Genomic DNA, 20,242 nt, shown 5'->3' with positions numbered 1-20,242 from the left:
ACTTTGTAGCGACAATGAGATGTAACCCATGGCCGGACCTTTCACCCATTTCCTGATTGCTGATGCAGCCAAGCGAAGGCTCGCTTCTCGCCCTTTTCTATACAGGATTCTCAACAGGCACTCCGAATTTCTCTATCTTGGCGCGGTGAGTCCAGACTTGCCCTATCTGAGCCTCAAAACGGGAACTGTCAATTGGGCGGACCTGATGCACTACAAAACGACGAATGGCATTGTTTTGCACGGTTACGCCGACATCAAAAACACCTGGGCCGAGGGTCCTCTCGGTCCCACGGATGAGCGTATTCTAGCCTGGTTGTTCGGTTATGTCTCCCATCTCATTGTGGATGCGACCATTCATCCCATTGTCGAAGCCATCGTCGGACCCTACGAAGAGAATTCAAAAGAGCACCAATTATGTGAAACCACCCAAGATTCCCTGATATATCATCAGGTTAAAAAAATGGATGTCAGGTACACCGAGTTTTCCTCTGTCTTGAAATTTTGTGGTCAACAAGAAGAGGATTTCGAGGCCCTCATGGAATTCTGGCGAAAACAGACCCAGAGAACCTATCCCGATACGGGTGAGGAACCCAAGCCGTCTCTTTGGTTTATCACTTATTCAAACGCCATCGATGCCGCAGAGGGTGGATCGAGCATCGTCGCGCTTTTCCGCCATGCCGGGATCGCCAATAGACTTTTGTACAAGACACGCGACGAAATCGCTGCCAAATACCCTGAGGAACAGGAAAAATACTACATGAAAGTCAGGATGCCTGGAGGTGCGACAGGAAGGTTTAGAGCCGTGGGGTTCGACAGGGCTGTGAACAATGTCGTTGGTGCATGGGATCGGCTGTACGACGGTTTCGAATCGGCTGTCCAGATTGCAGAGGTCATTCGGAATTGGAATCTGGACACGGGTGTCGATATGGATTCAAGCGACCAAATCAAGACCTATTGGGTGTGAGATGAGAATCGGGTTGAAAGCGACGATATGGCTGTCCCTCACGGTCTTTTTCATTTCTTCTTGCGCCACCCTCGATGAGCACCGCAAACAGGAGTACGGAATCCTCAAATCGGCGGTGACCTTTTCGAGTGACAAGGTGATCGGGGAATATGGCGATCAGATCCCGGTGGATTTTGACGACAAGCGGTTTATTGAGTTTGTCAGAGACAAGATACCAGGAGATTACCTCGATGCACTCAAAAAGCACAGATTGGAAGTCGATCCTCGTGGGTGGTATTATCTCATCAAGGTTTATCGAGACGGAACCCTGATCCTTTTCGATTACACCTGCACTATCGAACTGGATGGTCCTGTCCTGGACTGTCCTGACGTATTCGACCTGAGCAATATAGATAACTACGATAAATGTAAATAAAGTCGAGAAGAGCTTTGAACGAAGTCAACTCGAAAAAGGACGATACAGGTGGGTCAGGCGATTCAGATTATACCTGTCACCCCCCTCGAAGCACCTCCTCGTGTCGCTGAATATATTGTTGATAGTGGATATGGTTCCCCGAGTCCTTTACGCTGCCTTGAGCCGCAACAAATTCTCTTATCCTCTGCTCGAGCCTGTCAGGATCTCCCTCTCCGATGCACGCCAGCAAATGATTCCGGCTGGTTAGATCCAGCCCCCATTGCTTGTACCTATTAGCCAGGTCTTCCCGGTCCGAAATGACTGCGGTCCCACAGAACAGAGCTTCTGGGACCAGGTTCGAAAAGACCGGAAAGGGAAGTTCGCCTTCAAAGTGGAAGAGAATGTCTACGGACCCGAGCAGAGCGGGCATTTCCCACGGAGGGACAAAGGGTCTCCAGCTTACCCGATTTCCGAGACGCTCTCTCGCGTATGTTTGAATTCCTTCCAAACCGATCCCCTGGCTGATCACCACAAAATCGAATCCTTCTCCCATCCTTGACCAGATATCGATCACCCGGTGCCATCCCTTGTGTTTCCAATGATAATTGGCCTTTCCAATGAGGGCCAAAACAGGGCGATCTCGTCCTTTTCGGGGGACTGCTGAAAAAGCAGCCGGGTCCGGAACATAGGGCACGCCGACGCGGGTCCGGGCATTGTATTGGTTCATTTCGGGCCTGTGCTCCGTGTCAGTCATGATGCACCTGGCATTTGAAAGGACTTCGCTCAATAGATCAGGCCAGATACCGCCTTCAACGAATTTCTTTACATCAGATCCCCCGTGCTGGAGCATATATGGAAGCCCTGTTATTTTGCCCGCGAGATACGCGACCAGGCCATAAGGGACCAGATAGCCCGCCTCGATCATATCCGGCCTTTGCCTTTCGACAACTTCCAGTGTCTTGTTCAGGAGACGCAAGGCCCGATGCTCATTATGTGGAATGTGCCACGGGACCTTTTCTTCGGGTCTATGTATCGTTACATTGGGATGGTTTGGAATCGGCCTTCTCGAGTGGGCGGTGTGGACCTTGTCCTCTCCTTCCCGGTCCGTGACCACATGGATGTGGTGCCCCCGCTTTGCCAGGGCATGGGCAAGCCAGTAGGTCTTGGAGGCGATACCGCCCTCCAAAGGCGGGTATTTGCCGATGTAGACTACTCGGGCCACAATCGAGCCAGAAAGGAGTTTTCAGGCGGGGCGTCGGCGTGGTGGTCCCAGCCCTCAAAAAATATCTGTTCAAAGAGATCGAAAAGGAGAAGATTCATCTTTGAACCTAGGATTTCCCCAAGCGGGTGGTGGTGAATCTCTTTGTCTGAAATGGCCTGATCCACCTCATTGAGAACCTCCCGGTCCAGGTGTGAGATCGCCGAAGGCATACCCGTTTTCAGCCTTGTCAGGACCCAACCCAGACCGAGCTTCCTGTAATCTTGTTCAAAGGCGTCTCGAAGGATCTTCTTGGTCGTATTTTTATCCGGCACTTTGTAGTCAATAGGGAGTTCCATCGCCCACTGGGACAGGTCGTCCTCGAGATACAAGGGCCTGATCTCGAATCCAAAGGCCCCGCCGGAGCGGTCCACGCTCTGCAAGTGGTAGTTGGACAGTCCTGCGCGCAAGAGGTCATCAAACAGGTTACGCCTGTAGACCTTTTCCTCCTCTGGGCGAGGGAACAGCTTCTCTATGGCGTTTCTGAGTCCTTTATTATTCTTTACGGGACCCAAGTTGTTTCTCATACGATCCGAGAAGCCCAGCGGGTGGGTGTAGATCCAGTAATATCCGCCGAAAAGCTCGTCCGCCCCCTCCCCTGAAAAGGCAACCCTCACATGTTGGGACACGAATCGGGACAATAAGTGAAAGGCCAGGCCTCCCTGGATATGAAATGTGCCCCCTGCCATGAGGCCCTCATAGTGGGCCACGTAGTCGGGAAGCCAGCGCCAATAGTCATCTATCGAGACCATGAATTCTCGGTGTTCTGTCCCAAGTGCCCGAGCTACCTTCCTAGCAGCGTTCAGGTCATCGGTGTCGGCACCATCGGCGAGCGTGAAGGTCTGAAGCGGATACCCCAGTTCTTTGCGTGCCGCAAATGCAAGGGTGGTGGAGTCCAATCCCCCTGACAGATAGAGTCCCTTTTCCATCGAGCCGTGCTGGAACATGCGCTCGGCTGCCTGAAGGACACGGTTTCTTGTTTCTCGTACGGCGGCCGGATACTCGGGTACGGGAAATCCGTTCAGGTAGCGGGCCTGGGGCAATACCCCAAAACGTTCCTGCAGGCCAACTCCCTCGGAGCCAAAGCGCATGGCCGTCCCTGGGAGGACCTGCTTTATGCCCTGAAAAAGGGTTTCGTCCTGTGAATGGACATATCCGAAGACCCGCGTCTCTTCCAGGGCATGGACATTCAGAAGGGGGGTCACCTTGGGATGGGCGAGGATCCCCTTGATCTCGGAACATACAAGGATGCTTGTGTCGCTTTTTGTGTAGTAAAGAGGCTTGATCCCGAATCGGTCCCTCGCGAGAACCAGGCGTTGTCCATCAACGATTGCGATGGCGAACATGCCCTTTAACCGTCGGGCAAACCCCAGGCCATGGATCTGGTACAACCTGGCAATGAGCTCTGCTTCCAGATCATTTTTGGGGTGGTACCCTGTTTTAGAGAGTTCCTGCCGTAAGTCTCGATAGTTATAGATCTCGCCATTCAGGAGCGCCACCAGTCCGGTTCCCGGATCGTGGTAGATCATGGGTGCATTCGGATTACCGAAGATGGACAGGCGACAACCGGCTGCACCATGTTTTTCGTTGGTCCAGACCTCGAAACTATCCGGACCCCTGTGGCGAACGGCTGCTGCCATTTTGCGGAGGGTTTCAGGCTGGTTTTCATTGAAGGTCACGACAATGGTGCACATGATGATTCCTTGGTTGCCAGTGCCTTCATGGCAGAAACGGCCCCGTTCAATGCCAGAGATGTCCCGTCATCCAGATAATGGTAAGGCCAGTAACCGGACGGCAGTTGGGTTTTTCTGAGCCAGTCGATGGCCTTTTCAATCACAAGGGGGTCCACATGCTCTATCCATCTGGAAAGCCCCCATAGCACAACCCCCGTTGACCACGGGTCACTCCCAGTGGGATGCTCTTTCCATGGGCCGAAACCACCGTCCTCGTTCTGATCTTTGGCCAGATGGTCTATTGTCCGAAACACAAGGGCATTTTCCTGATCTCGGGGCGTTCCCAGCAGAAAGAATCCCCCTTTGTAGGAAAGCCTCACCGGTCCTTCAAAATCCCGGTTCCATTCGGATCGCATCCAGTCCACATCCCTTTGCTCAACTACGTCAGGCACCAGTGCCGAGACCAGACCGGTTATCGGTATCCGAGCCATGTCCCTGGGGTGCCGACCCCATCCACCTCCCGCTTTACGTTCCGACCTGAGCCAGCTCTTCGCAGCCGCAAATCCAGCGTCCTTTTTCCCCTTTACAGCACGAATAAGACCAGCAGCCCAAGCCGTTTCCTCGGGGTCGGACCACCCGCCGTCCGGGCTTTGCTTTTCAGCCAAACAGTCTAAGAGGACTGAAAAGACAGCAAACCGTGACTCACAACCCACCGAGATCAAGGTCCAACCGACCCGAGCTAAGCGAACTGGCTCCAAAGACCTCTTAATCGCGTCATTGATGAAAGTACAAAGCGCACAAGTGGCGCAGAGGAAGAGGTCATCCGATTTGCCACTAAGACACATCATATTCAATTCGCATCGCAGGTTTCAACTCGCGGCCTATCTCATAAAGCTGTCTAAGTTTATTTTGCCTCACATCGTCAGGGGTGGCCTTTTTACACGTCTTGCAAATGTGAAAAATGGCTTCATCCTGCCCGAACCTGAAATAATCAATTTCTGTTATTGGACGATGTTCATCGCACAGGGCACACAAGAACTTAATGCCACCTGATTCATTCCCCCTTTTACTGTAATCGTACAACAAAACATCAAATCCTACGTCCACCGGCACAATCGGCCAGCCAGAAAAACCTTCACCTTGAAGACGTTTAACTATATCGGTGCGAATACCTCCGCGCAATTCTTCGCCGAATTCGCCTATCAATATCAGCTTGTTACGCCTCTCTATTCCATCAATAAAATTATTACCAGGATACCCGAGCTTCTTCAGAAAACGAATTGTACCCATGAGATACGGATGGTTTTCTCTTCTTATTAGTCCTTCGCACTTATCAGGTTCATTATACTCTTTAAATGTCTTCCCTTTCTTATGATCGATAAGTGAACCAATATGAAACAGTAATACATTGCAGTTCTTATATTGTGATGCGACGTCTATATTTTCTTTTGGATAAAGGTCTTTGTCCACCCACTTTGTATCCCCGGTATATCCGAAGCGCAAAAACTTGCTTGGATCTTGTCTGTCTAACGGAATGGAAATAACAAATCCAAAACTATCAGATATGCCTGTGTAGTCCTCATGATAGGCGTGGGTCGGTCGTATTTTGATTTCTCCTTCTTCTTGGTTCCCAAGAAGAGGCAGAACTGGTATCCAATGTATTGGACTTATTTTGTTATCTTCTTCAATATTTGTCTTAAATCTAAAATTGCAATGAATTGACTCGCTAATATTGCTAAAGAAGTCTTGGTCAATCTCCTTCCGAATATCCACTACCAAAGGGTTGATGAATTTACGCAGTTTTGGATTTTTGATAATATGCCTAAGTCGTTCATAGATTCCGAGCGTCATAATCACATTGAGTCGATGGGTAATCTTCTTTTTCCGTTCCAGTTCACCCAACAACTGAACCAAAGTCTCGAAATCCCAGAGATGATCGGGGTGGGCATGGCTGATAATCACGATATCAATATCTCTTAAGCTAAAGCCCATCCGAAAGAGATTGCGGACAAAATCGAATCCAGGGTCGATTGCTATTCCCAAATCGACATTCCCTTTGCTATCTGTGCGATAGATCAAATATCCGCCACCAACTGATTTTCCCTGGGCAGGAGTTAGTGAATTCCATCTTTGCAGTCCAACAAAATGGAGGCCTTCTTTGTGAGGTTTCTGTTGAGAAGGAGTTTCCAAGTGTTTGATAAAGTCTTCTTCTGCCTTCTCCATAATGCGCTGATAATCTTCATCATATAAGAACTTATCCAGTTTTTCCACCGGTCGACCTTGGCATGCCAATACCCCAGGGAAGTAATAAGGACAGTCTTTCGAATTAGCTGCATTGGCTTCCGCTTCGTCTTTGCATTTAGTTTCTTCAAGGCATCCTTTGCATTCTTTAGTAACATCTGCAGTCAAAAATAGCCTTTCGTTACCTCTTTCAAGTGACTTTATCTTTTGATTCTCCCCGAATTCGATTTCATATTCGTCGAGAGCGTCCAATAATTGAATATGATGTTTCTTCAAATAGTCGACAGGCTCTCCATTATTGACTTCCTTCAGCTTTTTTTCCACCAGCACTTTCAGATCTTGAGAGAGCCCTTCTTCTTCTGGTCGTAATAATATATCACCCATTTTTTTATAAAAAGTAGAAAGTCCGTTGCTAAAATCAGGGAGGTCATCGGACCTGAGATTCTCTAATTCAATTGTAAGGTTGGGCTTGGGACGGTTTTTGCGGACTATAGGCAAGTTATCTGATTGTGAGAGATACAATTCTATTGTGACTTTGAGAATCTGAGAAGAGGCATCTTTAGGAAAAGTAAATTGGCCATTTCTTGCACGTTTCGTTTTGCCGAGCTCACAAGCGGTCTCCATCCCAAGTTTAATTATCTGTGCCCATCGCGAATAAAATATGCGTTCATCCTCTTTGTTTCCTTCAATCCACTTCCAATAATCTTTAAATGCTTCAATCGTTTTTGTTATGTGATTGAAACTGAATGCCATGTTTTCTTGATGCTTATCAGGCGATTGGGAATTACGTATGCTGGCGGCTGTCCTTCCAGCTTCTTGATGCCACCAATTGACAGCATGCTCTACGAATTGAGTTGCGATTGCCCCTAACTGATGATGATCTATAGGTGGTAGGTTTACATCAGTCACCTTCCATCTGTTCCCCCTTGCGGCCTTGCCAAAAATAGCGCTATAGCTTTTTTCAAGGCGTTCTTGGGCCTCCTTCAACATTTCCAGTTGAAGCAAAGCCTCTATTCTGTGGAGTTCTATACGGATTTCAAGATGCTTAACGGCAGCACCAATCAACTTGCAACGATATTTCGCTTTAATATCAATAAGATTTGTATCTATCTCTTTTTCTAATGTCTGCAGAGCATGGTATCCTAACTGGAGCTTGAGATTGATAGCGGTGCGTTGGAGGTAAGCCGGGACGATATTGACCAGATATTCCAAGACAGCGTCAAACCGATTGAGTTCTTTAGGAAACTTTCTAATTACCTGATTGAATTCCAGGACGGCTTTCTGACTGCGATCAATATGCTGATAGGCCGTGCCCATATTCCACCAAATCCACCGGTCATAAGGCCCTCTTTCAGGGTCGTCGCAACAAGAGAATAAGAACTTGACTAATTTCCTGGCTCTTTCAGCGTAGCCGAGACTAGCTTCGCCATGGGTAACAGCAGATAATTCCATAAGATAACTGAATTGCGTCACATAGAAATCTGCTTTAACTCCACCAGGAGGGATCCTTGAGGGCATTCGAGTCTCCAAGAAAATGGTCAGATCCTCGTATCTATCCAGCCAGTCGGCCTGATTATATTTTTGCAGTTCGGCCCGGACTCGTTTCGCCCAAAACAGATCCGACCATGATTTGAGAAGGGGAAAATCTTTTCCTTTTTGCTTGAGTTCGAATGGTGGTTTTTCAGACTTGAAAAGCTGCGAGTTCTGAAAAAGCTCGGCGAATTCAGGCATAGAGATCCTTCCAACGCTTAGAATTGGAAAACTAATGTTGGAAAAATCGAATTCTTCAAGAGATGTCTTGCCGTCAGTGTCTCTAAGTTTTCGTAGAAATTGGGAACACTTTCTCCCTCCTCGCAGAATTCGATCTACGTATTTATATAGCTCTCGGTCAATGCACAAGTCGATTATCTGGTTAATTCTTTCTAATCCATAGATAAGGTCGGAAACTTTGGAGTTCGTGTTGTTAGGCATATGTGATGTGTTCATCTGTAATGGCGAAGAGACCATATGTAGCGTTACCGGCAATTGTGGCACGAAGAGCACTGCCTGCAGACAACCCCTTTACCCGTGGCCTCGATGATGTCGAGGGGGAATCGCATTTTGTCTTTCTTCACGATTCTTGGTTTCTCGTAACCTTTTGATTTTTGTTTCTCTTTCATGTCTCCACCTCCTTGATGATCTGGTTTTTCATGCCAAAGCCGAGGACCTCGGTCAGGTCCTCGTCCACAGTTCCAGGATCGATATCAAACTGACCTTCAAAGCGTTCACGTAATTCTGCTAAGGTTACACCTTGCCCAATTGTCTCCAGCACCCAATATGCAGTGTGATTCAACTCGAAGTGATCTCCGTTTGCCACATTGAAGGCATAATAGTGGTCAAGCTCCGGGATGGCCTGGAGCATGATGTCTTCTGTCAGAGCCAACCGGGTGCCCAACTTCATCGCCAGCATTGTGGATCCTCCGCCATATAGTCGCCGGTGGTAAAGTAGGCCATGGCGCGGCAGCCCCGGCATTGGGTAATTAGGTCGCATTCCTTGCATTTGCCGCCGAGGTTAGCGGGGTTCCTGAGTCGCCAGAGAACTTCAGAGCCGTACCAGATCTTGAAAAAGCCGTCCGTCAGGACATTTCCGATCGAAATGGGCAGCCGACGGCACGGGTATACGGTTCCGTCCGGCATAATGGTCAGGGCATTGTTGCCAGCCGAGCAGAGCGCCCCTACAGTGGGATCCCCTGGCGACAGGAGGGCAAACAGAGGCCGATAAAGGAGTATCCGAACAGGCGAACCATTTACGGCAATATGATAGATGCCCTCATACACGGTTTTCAGCTCTTGGGGACTGAGCACCTGATCCGAAAGCCTTGCCCCTGTCCCTTCCGGGATCAGCCGTTCCAGTGCCAGGGTAGTCACTCCTTCTCTACCGGCCAGATCTATCAACGCAGGGATCTCATCTTTATTGAATCGGCTGATGGTGGTCATTACCGAGACTGCAATGCCCGCGTCCTTCAAAAGCCGTATCGCAGAAACCGTGGATTCAAAAGCTCCTGGACCTCGAATCTCATCGTTGGTCCTGGGTGAGGCTCCTTCCAGGGATACCTGCACGCGTCTCAAACGGGAATGTTTTGCTAGAGTCGACGTTTCCGTTTCCGAAATCAGGGAACCGTTGGTCAGGATGTCATAGTATGCCAGGCAGTCCGATCTGTCTATGCGGTCCATCAGTGCGTGGAGATCGTCCCGGCGGAGGTAAGGTTCGCCCCCCGTCATAGACAGGGTTCCCTTCTTCCCCCACTTCCTGACAGCCTCTTCCATTCGATCTATAATGGTCAGGAGATCTGGAAGGGCGAGTTCTGCCCCCGGAATACCATTTTGATAACAGTGTTTACAGGCGCGGTTACATCTTTCCGTGATGTGCCATTGAAAATAAAATTCTTCTCCGGCAGTCAGATCATCTGTTGAGATTTCTTTATCTTTGAGCATAGCTAACCGGGAGATATCGGTGGGAGAATTGATATTTTTCCGTACTTTTATCTTGAGGATAATCGTATTTTTTTATAATGTCAACAGGTTAATTGCCCATCGCAACGGGTACTCTTACGGATCAGTATCCGACCCAAAGCCGAAGAACTGCATGAAGGGAGATGAAAATCCTTCGAAGGGGTACACCGGTATGTCCGATGGAATTGGACCTATTGCCGCCATGGTTGCATTCAACGGCTCGTTCTGACCCGGACCAATACCAGGATGAAGAAACCACAGAGAATTCGTATTCTTCTTGTTTGGTGAATCAAAAATGTTTTGATGCTGATTGAGATCCCCCCTTCAGGCTTTTCGAAGCGCCCAATCCTTTGTCCAAAGTTTGGCTCCCTGCCCATCCAGATCCACCAGATACTTCTCGCCATCGATCTCGACGACCGTCCCTGTGCCGTGCTGGTTTTCACTTTATCGCCGACCTTGAAGCGTTTCTTGCTTAGCGGATTGGGCTCGGGGGCCTTGGCCGGCGATGGGGTGGAGCGGGTAGCTGAATGAGCACGGAGTTCCGTTCGTGCAGGTTTGGGCCGGGGAGCATGGGCGATCTTGGGAGGCGGGGGTTCGAACCGCTCGAGGGCCGCCTGCCACTCGGGGGTGAGGATGTCCTTGAAGTCCGGGGGGAGATAGGGTTGCCGGATGGCACGGGTGAAGGCCAGGTAGGCGATATTGGCCTCGTCGCCGAATGTGGGGGTCACGAGGGCCTCCGGTCTGGACAGGGAGGCGGCGATGTCGGCAGCGATATAGATCCGGTCGTATTCCTGGCCCTTGGCCCCGTGGAGAGGATGATGCCGGGACCATTCGGGTTGTCGGCCGTGCTCTTCGAGATCTTCATGATGTCGAAGACGGCGTCCGGGAGGATCCGGGCATATTCCCTGACCACTTCGACCATGTTGGCGAACTGGAAATCGTCCAGGTCTTTGGGCACATGTTTCGAGGCCCTCCAGGTCTTCGAAAGGCCGAATGAAGGGGCCCCTGATCTTGCCGCGTGTCCCTTCTGACAACCAACACAGATCCACCGATATCCGACCCAGAATCCCGGATATATTCCCCTGCAATGAAAACGGAATCCCGGTTCTGCGAAGACCCAGGGCGTGTTCGAAGAGGGCCAGGTTGGTCCGGCTCAGGATCGCGCATCGCTCGCCGGCCTTGGGTCTCGGGGGGTTCGCATAAAAGGCCATTCTGGATTTCTTTTCCAGGTTTCCCTTGCTCCCGAATCCCTTCTCTCCCTTTGCCTCCCGAATGAAGACCGATGCCAGGTCCGCGATCTTCTTGCCGAAACGAAAGCTCAGGGTCAGGTCCCGCCTGTCGTCACAGGAAAATCGCTTCATGGTGTCGATGGCATAATACCGGAAGCTGTAGATCTGCTGGTGGGTGTCGCGCACGATGAAGATCCGTTTTCGGAACCTGCTTTCCAAAATTTGCGCCAAACTTTTTGGATTTCTTAACAATTTATATTCATTTCGCTGAATTTTTTCAACGGCACCGTTTGTCTGAAGGAGATTTCTCGCAATCCTAAGCTCCCCTTCAGCACCGTTTCACTTTTTCTCGTGAATCTCGTCCGCTGTTCCTTACAAAGGGAACTCGACGGTTTTTTCAACTACTTGGATCTTCCGATCGCTCTGAAAGAAAGGTCATGGCTGGCGCGTTCTGTCGAGCCAGGAGCAAATTTTCTTTCGAGGCTTTCGTTGATTTGAATCGGAAACTGCTTTTCTCCTTCTATCAGTCTTTCCCCATTCGGCGCTGGACGGGATTTCGTCTGCCGGCTATCGACGGATCCACCTTGTGTGTCCTTGATGACGATGAAACCAAAAAGTTCTTTGGTGTTTGGCATCTCGCCAAAATCAAGAAAACCCGTCCCTTGGCCAGAGTTTCGTCGCTCTATGACGTCCTGAATCGGATCACCGTCCATGCACTCATGGCACCTGAAAGCGAAGGCGAACGGTCATTAGCCGCTAAACAGATGCAGGGAAGGGGACCTTTTTCTTCTGGATCGGGGATGCTCCGCATACTGGCTCTTTGCCCTGATCTTGAACCGTGGCTCTCAATTTCTTTGTCGAATGAAAAAGAATTCAGATCTTGTCAGGGAATTCCTCCACTCCGGAAAGCGTGAGGCTATCGTTACCCTCAAACCGTGCCCCGCGGCCAAAAATTTCTGCGAAGAGAACAACTTGACTACCAACCCGCTGAAAGTTCGTGTTCTCCGGTTCACACTGAAAAACAGGGTTAAGGTCGTTCTCTTGATTTCCCTCCTCGACAGGCGCCCGTTTCCGTTGGCTGAACTCAAAGAGCTGTACATCAAGAATCCGCAGGTCGGGGGTTCGAATCTTCCCAGGCGCGCCAAGAAAATCAAGGATTGAGGATATGACCTTAAGCCTTTTTTTGTTGGTGCGTGAATCGGTGTGCGACTTTCATCAAAGTTTTTGTCCAGGTAATCCAAGCCGTTCCTTTCCGCTTCCCCGATCGAGTGCAAAAAGATCCCGGTCGGGGTTTTGTTGGTTGGCAGAATATACTCCGGGCGTTTTGGATGCGGGTATGATCTATCTAGATCATATGAAACGGGCTGGTCCGGGGTGTAAAATACACCCCAGCCAAGAAATCCAAAACGGAGGACCAGCCCATGAAAAAAGTAGCGTATGTCGGTGTAGATTACCACATGAATTCTCTTTCGATCGCCGTAGTGGTCGAGGGTGAGAAGAGGATTCACCAGATGATCTGGACCGCTTCGCCGCTCAGTCCCACCGCTACGCGGCGGGTCCCGGTTTGGCCAAATCAAGGAAATCAAGCGGTTGTGCGGAGGCGACCTGCAGGTCGCCGCACAAGCAAACGTGCAGATTGATGCCGAGATTGGCCAAAAAGACCATTTCCGGATGGAAACTATCTATTACGACCATAAGGAATTCCCAGCTTTTTCATCCGGTTTCTGAGCGTGCTGGGATGGACTCCCAACAAATCTGCAGCGCCATCCGATCCATTGATCTTGCCTCCTGTCCTATTGAGGATCCCTTCGATATGTTTAAATATAACATCATCCAGTTTGATGGATCCGTCACCTGAGGCTCCGTCGCCATGGGTTTCTTCCCTCGAAACGCAGGGCTCAGGATCAAACAAAAGGGGGCCGTTCTTATAGCGGAGCAGGGCGCGCTCCACCACATTTTCCAGTTCCCGCACGTTTCCTTTCCAAGGGCAGGCGGTCAGGCGATCCATGGCGCCGGGGGCCAAAGGCGGGATGGTCTTAAGTTTGAGTTCCCCGCTTTTGCGTCTCAAAAAATGATCCGCCAGCATAGGAATATCCTCCCTTCTTTGTCGTAGCGGGGGTATACGAATGGGAAACACACTCAGCCTGTACCACAAATCCTCTCTGAATGTTCCGGCCGTCACCATATTTTCCAGGTTACGGTGCGTGGCGGCGATGATGCGGATATTCAGGGAAATCGTTTCGGTTCCGCCCACCCGTTCGATCTCTTTTTGCTGGAGAACCCGCAGGAGCCTTATCTGGGCCTGCATGGGGAGATCCCCGATCTCATCCAGGAAAATGGTCCCCCCATGGGCCCGCTCAAAACGACCCCTCTTTTTCGAAACGGCCCCGGTAAAGGCGCCCTTTTCGTGGCCGAACAGTTCGCTGTCCATCAGGGCATCGGGAATAGCGCCGCAATTGACCTTGATAAACGGTCCATCGCTTCGGGGAGAGGAATAGTGAATGGCGTTGGCGATGACCTCCTTTCCCACCCCGGTCTCTCCCAGAAGGAGCACCGGCGTGTCGCTCGGGGCCGCTTGCCGGACCATTTGCATGACATGTTTCAGGCCGAATTCCGCACCGATGATGGTGTCCCCGCTAACATGCCGAAGTTCATTCTTGAGATAGCGGTTCTCATCGTTGAGCAAATCTTTCAGGCGCAGGACCTCCTCATGCTCATGGATGTTGGCTGCTGCAACGGCAAAGGGATCATGCAAGAGAGCTAACAACCGCGCATGCTCCCCGGTGTATCGGTCATATCCCGAGGCCCTGACGGTTACCCCTCCCAAAGGCACACCCCCAATACACAAATGCAGGATCAGCAGCGAGGAATGGGCCACCTCGAGGGCATCCCATACGAGACGGCGTACCGGCTCACGGTCCGGCCGATTGATAACCACCACTTCTTGGGTTCCCTCTTCCCGTTTCACTACGTCGTCTTTCAAGTACCGTGGCATGGGAATGATCCGGTTCACTTTTTGTGCGTTCTCAGCGGTCGCCCTGGCCACGCAACGGACCGCAAAGAGGTCCGGATCATAGTGGTTCATAATCATTTCATCCATGGGTATGAAATCCTTCAGATACTGAAAGCATTCCATCATGGCCTGCTCGATCTCCAGGCTTCCGCAAATACGTACCGTGGCCTGGTGAAAGAATTCTCTCTCGTCGATGGACATGAGCTCTCCTTCCTACGGGTGCGATACCCCTTGAGGGCTTCCGGTTCGGGTTGCCATATTCGGAAGATCGTACAAAAGACTTCCATATATGGAAAGTATTTTATCGTATTTGGAAGTACGGATTTCATGTAGCATTCTATCTATTTGATATATAGATAAAAATCTAATTGGCACGATTTGAGCGAAGATTCTCTTTGAAAAAGAGTGACCTGGAAACCCGGAGAGGGGCAGCAGATCATGAATTGGCTTGAGATCATCCATCTTCGAACCAACCAGCGTAACCAGGAAACGCTTCTGCGGAATCTCGCAGGACCCATAATGGCGATCGAACCCTATGAGAACCTGGTGGCAATCAGAATCCATGCTCATCCTCGAGTGGATACAGCCCTGATCATCCATGTCCATTGGAAGGGCGACAGAGCGCAAGCCCTGGAGAGTCCGCTTGGGTTGCGGCTTGAGACGTTACGGAATGAATATGGGGTAAAGAATCATTCCATTTGGCTGGAGATGATGGAAAACAAGGAGGTGCCGGATTCCTTTCGAACCCCATCGGTTAATGGTTCAGGATGGGAAGACTGAAACGCACATATATCGAGATCCGAAGCCGCGACAGAGACCATTGGTTCGCCAATATGTCCATCGGGTTCCTGGTTGGCTATGGGACCGTGGCTTTTTCGTCTACATCTCACAATATTGTTGACGCGACCTATCTTTCACAAACGCCGTTTCCGGCAACCAGGGCAGTTATGGCACACTTGTTTTGACGGTTTTCCTGGGTTGGGCTATGCGGTTTGCATAAGAAAAGGAAGGACTTTTCCAATAATCGATATGTCCCACATCACCCATCGTTTTTTTTGGAGAGAAAAAATGAAAAACATCAAACACAAACTTGTCGATTTTTCCATCAATCATTACAAACTGGCAACCCTTCTCATGGTTCTCCTGACCCTGGCTGCGGCCGCATTTTTTCCGTGGGTGGAAATCGATACCGATCCCGAGAATATGCTCCCTGCTGACGAAATTCACCGCGTGTTCCACAATCAGACCAAGAAAGCGTTCTCTCTCAGTGAGATAGTGGTGGTGGGCGTCGTCAATGAAAAGGACCCGGACGGCGCCTTTAACCCGGAAACGCTTTCCCGCATCTATGAACTGACCGAATTTGCCAAAACGCTTCGATGGCCCGATGAAAAAAAACCCGGTGAATTCACAGGGGTCATCGAAGCGGATATGGTCGCGCCGTCGCTGACGGATCATATGAGCCAGGGCGGCCCCGGGGAAATCCGATTTGAATGGCTCATGGGCAAACCGCCCAAAACCAGGGCAGAGGCACGGGCCGTCAAGGACAAGGCCTTTTCAAACCCGCTGCTCAAAGGGCGGATGTTCTCGGATGACGGCACGGTCGTCTGTATCTATCTGCCGCTCACCGACAAACACCTGAGTTACCGGATCTACAATGAACTACGGCAAAAAGTCGCTCGAATGGGAGGGGAGGAAACCTATCACATCGCCGGTCTGCCGGTGGCCGAGGTGGCCATCGGTGTGGAGATGTTTTCCCAGATGGCCTTCGGCTCTCCCCTGGCCATGGCCGTCATTTTCGCGCTTCTGTTCTTCTTTTTCCGCAAATTTCGCCTCATTATCCTGCCCATGATCATTGCTGTGTTTTCCGTCATTACCACTATGGGTTTGTTGATTGCATCGGGTTTTCCGGTCCATATCCTGAGTTCCATGATTCCTATCTTTCTGATGTGCATCGGGGTGGTGAGTTCCATCCATATACTCTCCGAGTTTTTTGATATCTATACCAAAGAAAATGGACGGGAAGAAAGCATCAGGGAAGTGATGCACACCCTCTTTACGCCCATTTTGTATACGTCGCTGACAACCGCTGCAGGATTCTTCTCTCTGACCTTCACATCCATACCTCCGGCACGCGTCTTCGGCGCGTTTCTCAGCATCGGTGTCATGATCGCATGGCTGTATACCGTCATATTCGTTCCCGCCTATATTATGATGATTCCCGATGCAAAGCTGGAAAACTTCGGTATGTCCGCACGCGGCAAGGAAAAGGAGAACGGGTTGACAAGAATCCTGAAGGCCACGGGGAGACTGACCTATTATCGCGCGAAATCGGTTTTGGTCTTATCGGTCATCCTGGTCGGCGTGGCCATATGGGGCATCACGCAAATCCGTATCAACGACAATTACGCCAAGCGATTCACCGCAAGCCATCCGATCCGCCAGGCCGATGTGGCCTTCAACAAGCACCTGGACGGCACCTATGCGGCCTATCTGATACTGGAAGGGGAAAGACCTGAACGCCTCACGGATAAGGGCATAGAGAAAGCAGCCCAAGACTTGATGCATTTTGGCGATGAAATCAAACCCCAATTCCCCCAGGCCCCGGATTTGGCCAAACGTATTCAGGAGAGCCTGCCGAAGTTGAAGAGAAATAACATCTCCTATGAAGATTTTCTCGGTGCGGTCATGGCACATATCGATGCACTGGCCGAGCCCGCGTCGGATGAGGACTATGACGCTTTTCAGGAACTCCGTGGCTTTCTGGGCGTTGAAAAGGAAAAGCTCAAGGTCTTCAAGCGTCCGGAAGTGTTGAGGTACATGGCCGGACTTCAAAGATACCTGGAGGAATCAGGACTGGTGGGGAAGAGCACCTCCCTTGCGGACGTGGTGTGCAAGGTCAATCAGGAACTCATTGACGGAAAGTCGGAAAATTTCCGCATACCCGATACATCTCCGGGCATTGCGGAGTGTTTTCTTCAGTTCCAGCAAGGACACCGTCCCCATGATCTGTGGCATATGGTCACACCGGACTATATGAAGGCCAATATCTGGATGCAGTTGAAAACCGGCAACAGCATGGACATGAGAGCGGTGGTCAAGGCGGTGGATTCATATATCAGGGAGCACAAACCGCCCGTTGAACTGATCTATCGCTGGGCAGGGCTCCATTATATCAATCAGGTCATGGAAGAAGAACTCATCTCGGGCATGTTTACCTCCTTTATGGGCAGCTTTGTCGTCGTCTTCCTCATGATGGCCTTCCTGTTTCGCTCACCCCTGTGGGGGCTGCTGTGCATGGTGCCTCTGAGCATTACCATTCTGGCCATTTACGGCATCGTCGGGCTTTCGGGAAAAGACTACGATCTGCCCATTGCGGTGCTGGGCGTTCTGGCCCTGGGCATGGCCGTGGATTTTGCGATTCATTTCCTGCAACGCTCCCGTATCAAATACAGAGAAAAGGGAAACTGGAAAGAGGTCATCACTCTGATGTTCGGCGAACCGGCCCGGGCCATCAGCCGAAACGTGCTGGTCATCGCCATCGGATTCCTGCCGCTTCTGGTGGCGCCCTTAATCCCCTATAAAACCATGGGTGTCATGCTGTTTGCCATCATGTCTCTTTCAGGGATTATCACCCTGGTGGTCCTGCCGTCCCTGCTGACCCTGTGCGAAAAACGGTTCTTCAAGAAACGAAATGAAAGAGATGCAGATGCGGGTTAATGGCTGTCTGTTGGCTGCTTGACGCCAAAAATCCGCGGGTGAAACAAACCGAAAAAAAGGAGGACAACATGAGAAAAATCAAACGGCTTTTATTCGTGATGGTGGTTGTCTTGCTGGCCCCGGCGACGTTGGCCTTGGCCGATGAAGATCCGAAGACCATGAATGTGGATGAGATCATTCGAAAGGCCAACCATGCGGCCCTATATCAGGGAAATGACAGCAAAGGAAAGATCAAGATGGTGATTACGGACAAACAAGGGCGATCACGGATAAGAGAACTCAACATGCTTCGAAAAGATGTGGGGGACACGGATGGGGATCAGAAGTATTTCGTCTACTTTCAGTCGCCGGCCGATGTCCGAAAGATGGTCTTCATGGTGCACAAACATGTGCTCTTGGGCAAAGAAGACGATCGCTGGCTCTATATGCCCAGCTTGGACCTGGTGAAACGAATCGCAGGGGGCGACAAACGCACCAGTTTTGCCGGTTCGGACTTCCTGTACGAAGACATATCCGGTCGCCACGTGGCCGCGGACATCCATGAACTGATTCAGACAACGGATCGGCACTACGTGGTCAAGAACACACCCAAAAGCCCTGACGACGTGGAATTCGAATACTACACCGCCTATCTGGACAAAACCACCTTCATCCCCATGAAGATGGAATATTTCCGCAAAGACGGGCGGCTTTATCGCGTTATCAAAACAACCAACATTGCAAAGATTGAGGCAGAGGAAAACGGAAGCAAGGTCGTTTATCCGACGGTTGTGGAATCAACGGCCGAAGACCTGGAAAGTGGGAGCAAGACCATCATGACCTTTTCCAACGTTCAGTACAATGTGGGGCTTGATCATGGCATTTTTTCAGAACGCTATCTCAGAAGGCCGCCGAGGGAGTTCATGCGATAGACACATGAACACCTTTGCTAACATCCTCTTTTCGATGTTGTTGTGGGCGCTGATCCCCCATCCATGGCTTCACGCCGGGGAAGGGGGTGAAGGCGCCCTGTGGGATTCATTCGTACCCATTGAATTCAACGGCTTTGTTGAATTGAGAGGGGGCATGCGTACCCAGCACGATCCCTATGAAAAGGATATTTCTGTGATGGAAGCCAGGGCACAGGTGGAGCTCTTCACTTACACCGATTGGGCGGAATTCAAGTATAAAGGGGACGGCTGGGCCGACGGCGTCACGGAGCGGTTCGAGTACGATACCCGCGAGGCTTTTATCTTTTCCCGGCCCACCGATTTCATGGATGTCAAGGTCGGCCGTCAGATCCTGACCTGGGGGACGGGGGACCTGGTCTTTTTAAACGATCTGTTTCCAAAGGACTGGCAATCCTTTTTTATCGGGAGGGATGCCGAGTACCTCAAAGCGCCTTCCGATGCCATGAAGGTGAGCCTGTTCATGTCGGACATGGCGAACGTGAATCTTGTTTATACCCCCAAATTCGATCCGGACCGCTTTGTCGACGGGGAATATCTTTCATATTGGAGTGGCGCGCTAAACCGGATCGTGGGACGGGATGCCATCGTCGTTTCCGATACGCCCGACCGATGGTTCAAAGACGATGAAATCGCGGTCCGCATCTACCGAAACATGCACGGCTTTGAACTGGCCCTTTACGGCTATTGGGGGTTTTGGAAAAACCCTGCCGGAGAGACGCCTACAGGCATCGCCCTTTTCCCCGGCCTGCATGTCTACGGCGCCAGCGCCCGGGGGAATGTGGGACCGGGAATCGGAAATATCGAGATAGCTTGCTATGACTCCACAGATGATTCCAACGGCGCCAATCCATTCATCAGAAATTCGGAGATGCGCTACCTTATGGGATATGCCCAGGAGATCGGAAAAGATTTCAACGGGTCCCTTCAATACTATGTGGAACAGATGCTGGATTATGACAACTACAAGAAAGGCCTCAAGGGAGGTCTGGATAAAGATCACTTCAGACATGTCATCACACTGCAATTGACGAAATTGCTGATGAACCAGAACTTGGAACTGGGCCTGTCCGGCTACTTCTCTCCGAGCGACAGGGATGCCTACCTTATGCCGAAAATCCACTACAAATACACCGACAAGATCGGATTGGAGATCGGTGCCAACATCTTTTTTGGCAGTGATGACGATACCTTTTTTTCTCAGTTCGAGAATGATACAAATGTCTATGGGGCAATCAGGCACAGCTTCTGACGGGCTTAAATAGGACAGAAGATTATAGGAATCAAACCTGTCCCTTGCCAGGGCAAGGGACA

Annotated in this window: 17 protein-coding genes; 7 read left to right on the top strand and 10 right to left on the bottom strand. The window is 50.6% G+C overall.

Translation table 11 applies throughout. The features are described 5' to 3' along the window. Positions 1–28 precede the first annotated feature (28 nt). Both ACZ500_RS07140 and ACZ500_RS07135 read left to right on the top strand, forming a co-directional pair. Entirely contained in the window at positions 29–964 is a 936-nt protein-coding gene (locus ACZ500_RS07140; protein WP_464231819.1) for a zinc dependent phospholipase C family protein, read from the top strand. A gap of 13 nt (positions 965–977) precedes the next feature. After that, entirely contained in the window at positions 978–1,379 is a 402-nt protein-coding gene (locus ACZ500_RS07135; protein ID WP_464231818.1) for a hypothetical protein, read from the top strand. Positions 1,380–1,455: 76 nt separating this feature from the next. Here ACZ500_RS07135 and ACZ500_RS07130 read toward each other — a convergent pair whose 3' ends face one another. The 9 genes from ACZ500_RS07130 to ACZ500_RS07090 all read right to left on the bottom strand — a co-directional run bounded on the left by ACZ500_RS07130 (position 1,456) and on the right by ACZ500_RS07090 (position 11,964). Then, on the bottom strand, positions 1,456–2,580 hold the full coding sequence (locus tag ACZ500_RS07130; RefSeq protein WP_464231817.1) for a glycosyltransferase: 1,125 nt from the start codon (positions 2,578–2,580) through the stop codon (positions 1,456–1,458). After that, on the bottom strand, positions 2,568–4,310 hold the full coding sequence (gene asnB, locus ACZ500_RS07125; RefSeq protein WP_464231816.1) for an asparagine synthase (glutamine-hydrolyzing): 1,743 nt from the start codon (positions 4,308–4,310) through the stop codon (positions 2,568–2,570). Before asnB ends, ACZ500_RS07130 begins: the two co-directional genes overlap by 13 nt. Continuing rightward, a complete protein-coding gene (locus tag ACZ500_RS07120) occupies positions 4,292–4,705 on the bottom strand; it encodes a prenyltransferase/squalene oxidase repeat-containing protein (protein WP_464231815.1) in 414 nt (137 codons plus the stop codon). Before ACZ500_RS07120 ends, asnB begins: the two co-directional genes overlap by 19 nt. A 418-nt stretch (positions 4,706–5,123) precedes the next feature. Then, positions 5,124–8,261 (bottom strand): MBL fold metallo-hydrolase, encoded by a 3,138-nt coding sequence (locus ACZ500_RS07115; protein ID WP_464231814.1) that lies wholly within the window; start codon positions 8,259–8,261, stop codon positions 5,124–5,126. A gap of 284 nt (positions 8,262–8,545) precedes the next feature. Continuing rightward, on the bottom strand, positions 8,546–8,689 hold the full coding sequence (locus ACZ500_RS07110) for a hypothetical protein (protein WP_464231813.1): 144 nt from the start codon (positions 8,687–8,689) through the stop codon (positions 8,546–8,548). Next, the gene (locus ACZ500_RS07105) at positions 8,686–8,979 is read right to left on the bottom strand and encodes a PqqD family protein (protein WP_464231812.1); all 294 of its coding nucleotides are present in this window, start codon (positions 8,977–8,979) and stop codon (positions 8,686–8,688) included. Before ACZ500_RS07105 ends, ACZ500_RS07110 begins: the two co-directional genes overlap by 4 nt. After that, positions 8,967–10,004 (bottom strand): radical SAM protein, encoded by a 1,038-nt coding sequence (locus ACZ500_RS07100; RefSeq protein ID WP_464231811.1) that lies wholly within the window; start codon positions 10,002–10,004, stop codon positions 8,967–8,969. Before ACZ500_RS07100 ends, ACZ500_RS07105 begins: the two co-directional genes overlap by 13 nt. Positions 10,005–10,234: 230 nt before the next feature. Further along, complete coding sequence (locus ACZ500_RS07095; protein WP_464231810.1) at positions 10,235–11,470, bottom strand: hypothetical protein; 1,236 nt, start codon at positions 11,468–11,470, stop codon at positions 10,235–10,237. Positions 11,471–11,652: 182 nt separating this feature from the next. Beyond that, positions 11,653–11,964: a hypothetical protein gene (locus ACZ500_RS07090; RefSeq protein WP_464231809.1), complete on the bottom strand. Its 312-nt coding sequence runs from the start codon at positions 11,962–11,964 to the stop codon at positions 11,653–11,655. Positions 11,965–12,112: 148 nt separating this feature from the next. On the opposite strand from ACZ500_RS07090, the gene ACZ500_RS07085 reads away from it, so the two are divergent. Beyond that, positions 12,113–12,412 carry a hypothetical protein gene (locus ACZ500_RS07085; protein ID WP_464231808.1) on the top strand — a complete coding sequence of 100 codons (300 nt, stop codon included), beginning with the start codon at positions 12,113–12,115 and terminating at the stop codon, positions 12,410–12,412. A 517-nt stretch (positions 12,413–12,929) separates the two neighbouring features. On the opposite strand, the gene ACZ500_RS07080 is transcribed toward ACZ500_RS07085, so the two are convergent. Next, positions 12,930–14,465 carry a sigma-54 interaction domain-containing protein gene (locus tag ACZ500_RS07080; RefSeq protein ID WP_464231807.1) on the bottom strand — a complete coding sequence of 512 codons (1,536 nt, stop codon included), beginning with the start codon at positions 14,463–14,465 and terminating at the stop codon, positions 12,930–12,932. A gap of 318 nt (positions 14,466–14,783) precedes the next feature. On the opposite strand from ACZ500_RS07080, the gene ACZ500_RS07075 reads away from it, so the two are divergent. The 4 genes from ACZ500_RS07075 (at position 14,784) to ACZ500_RS07060 (ending at position 20,180) form a co-directional block, all read left to right on the top strand. Continuing rightward, complete coding sequence (locus tag ACZ500_RS07075; RefSeq protein WP_464231806.1) at positions 14,784–15,044, top strand: hypothetical protein; 261 nt, start codon at positions 14,784–14,786, stop codon at positions 15,042–15,044. A gap of 288 nt (positions 15,045–15,332) precedes the next feature. Then, positions 15,333–17,981 carry an efflux RND transporter permease subunit gene (locus tag ACZ500_RS07070; protein WP_464231805.1) on the top strand — a complete coding sequence of 883 codons (2,649 nt, stop codon included), beginning with the start codon at positions 15,333–15,335 and terminating at the stop codon, positions 17,979–17,981. Positions 17,982–18,049: 68 nt separating this feature from the next. Beyond that, entirely contained in the window at positions 18,050–18,892 is an 843-nt protein-coding gene (locus ACZ500_RS07065; RefSeq protein WP_464231804.1) for an outer membrane lipoprotein-sorting protein, read from the top strand. A 4-nt stretch (positions 18,893–18,896) separates the two neighbouring features. After that, positions 18,897–20,180 (top strand): hypothetical protein, encoded by a 1,284-nt coding sequence (locus ACZ500_RS07060; RefSeq protein ID WP_464231803.1) that lies wholly within the window; start codon positions 18,897–18,899, stop codon positions 20,178–20,180. Positions 20,181–20,242 lie beyond the last annotated feature (62 nt).

It is taken from the genome of Desulfatiglans parachlorophenolica (assembly GCF_055394735.1).
The sequence above is the reverse complement of the archived record's forward strand: the minus strand, read 5'-3'. Positions and strand labels throughout refer to the sequence as shown.

Excerpts from the sequence above, each read along its gene's own strand:
- ACZ500_RS07140 (WP_464231819.1), top strand. The coding sequence starts at position 29 with ATGGCCGGACCTTTCACCCATTTCCTGATTGCTGATGCAGCCAAGCGA.
- asnB (WP_464231816.1), bottom strand. The coding sequence starts at position 4,310 with ATGTGCACCATTGTCGTGACCTTCAATGAAAACCAGCCTGAAACCCTC.
- ACZ500_RS07120 (WP_464231815.1), bottom strand. The coding sequence starts at position 4,705 with ATGCGATCCGAATGGAACCGGGATTTTGAAGGACCGGTGAGGCTTTCC.
- ACZ500_RS07115 (WP_464231814.1), bottom strand. The coding sequence starts at position 8,261 with ATGCCTGAATTCGCCGAGCTTTTTCAGAACTCGCAGCTTTTCAAGTCT.
- ACZ500_RS07110 (WP_464231813.1), bottom strand. The coding sequence starts at position 8,689 with ATGAAAGAGAAACAAAAATCAAAAGGTTACGAGAAACCAAGAATCGTG.
- ACZ500_RS07105 (WP_464231812.1), bottom strand. The coding sequence starts at position 8,979 with ATGCTGGCGATGAAGTTGGGCACCCGGTTGGCTCTGACAGAAGACATC.
- ACZ500_RS07100 (WP_464231811.1), bottom strand. The coding sequence starts at position 10,004 with ATGCTCAAAGATAAAGAAATCTCAACAGATGATCTGACTGCCGGAGAA.
- ACZ500_RS07090 (WP_464231809.1), bottom strand. The coding sequence starts at position 11,964 with ATGGACGGTGATCCGATTCAGGACGTCATAGAGCGACGAAACTCTGGC.
- ACZ500_RS07085 (WP_464231808.1), top strand. The coding sequence starts at position 12,113 with ATGAAAAAGAATTCAGATCTTGTCAGGGAATTCCTCCACTCCGGAAAG.
- ACZ500_RS07080 (WP_464231807.1), bottom strand. The coding sequence starts at position 14,465 with ATGTCCATCGACGAGAGAGAATTCTTTCACCAGGCCACGGTACGTATT.
- ACZ500_RS07075 (WP_464231806.1), top strand. The coding sequence starts at position 14,784 with ATGGCGATCGAACCCTATGAGAACCTGGTGGCAATCAGAATCCATGCT.
- ACZ500_RS07070 (WP_464231805.1), top strand. The coding sequence starts at position 15,333 with ATGAAAAACATCAAACACAAACTTGTCGATTTTTCCATCAATCATTAC.
- ACZ500_RS07065 (WP_464231804.1), top strand. The coding sequence starts at position 18,050 with ATGAGAAAAATCAAACGGCTTTTATTCGTGATGGTGGTTGTCTTGCTG.
- ACZ500_RS07060 (WP_464231803.1), top strand. The coding sequence starts at position 18,897 with ATGAACACCTTTGCTAACATCCTCTTTTCGATGTTGTTGTGGGCGCTG.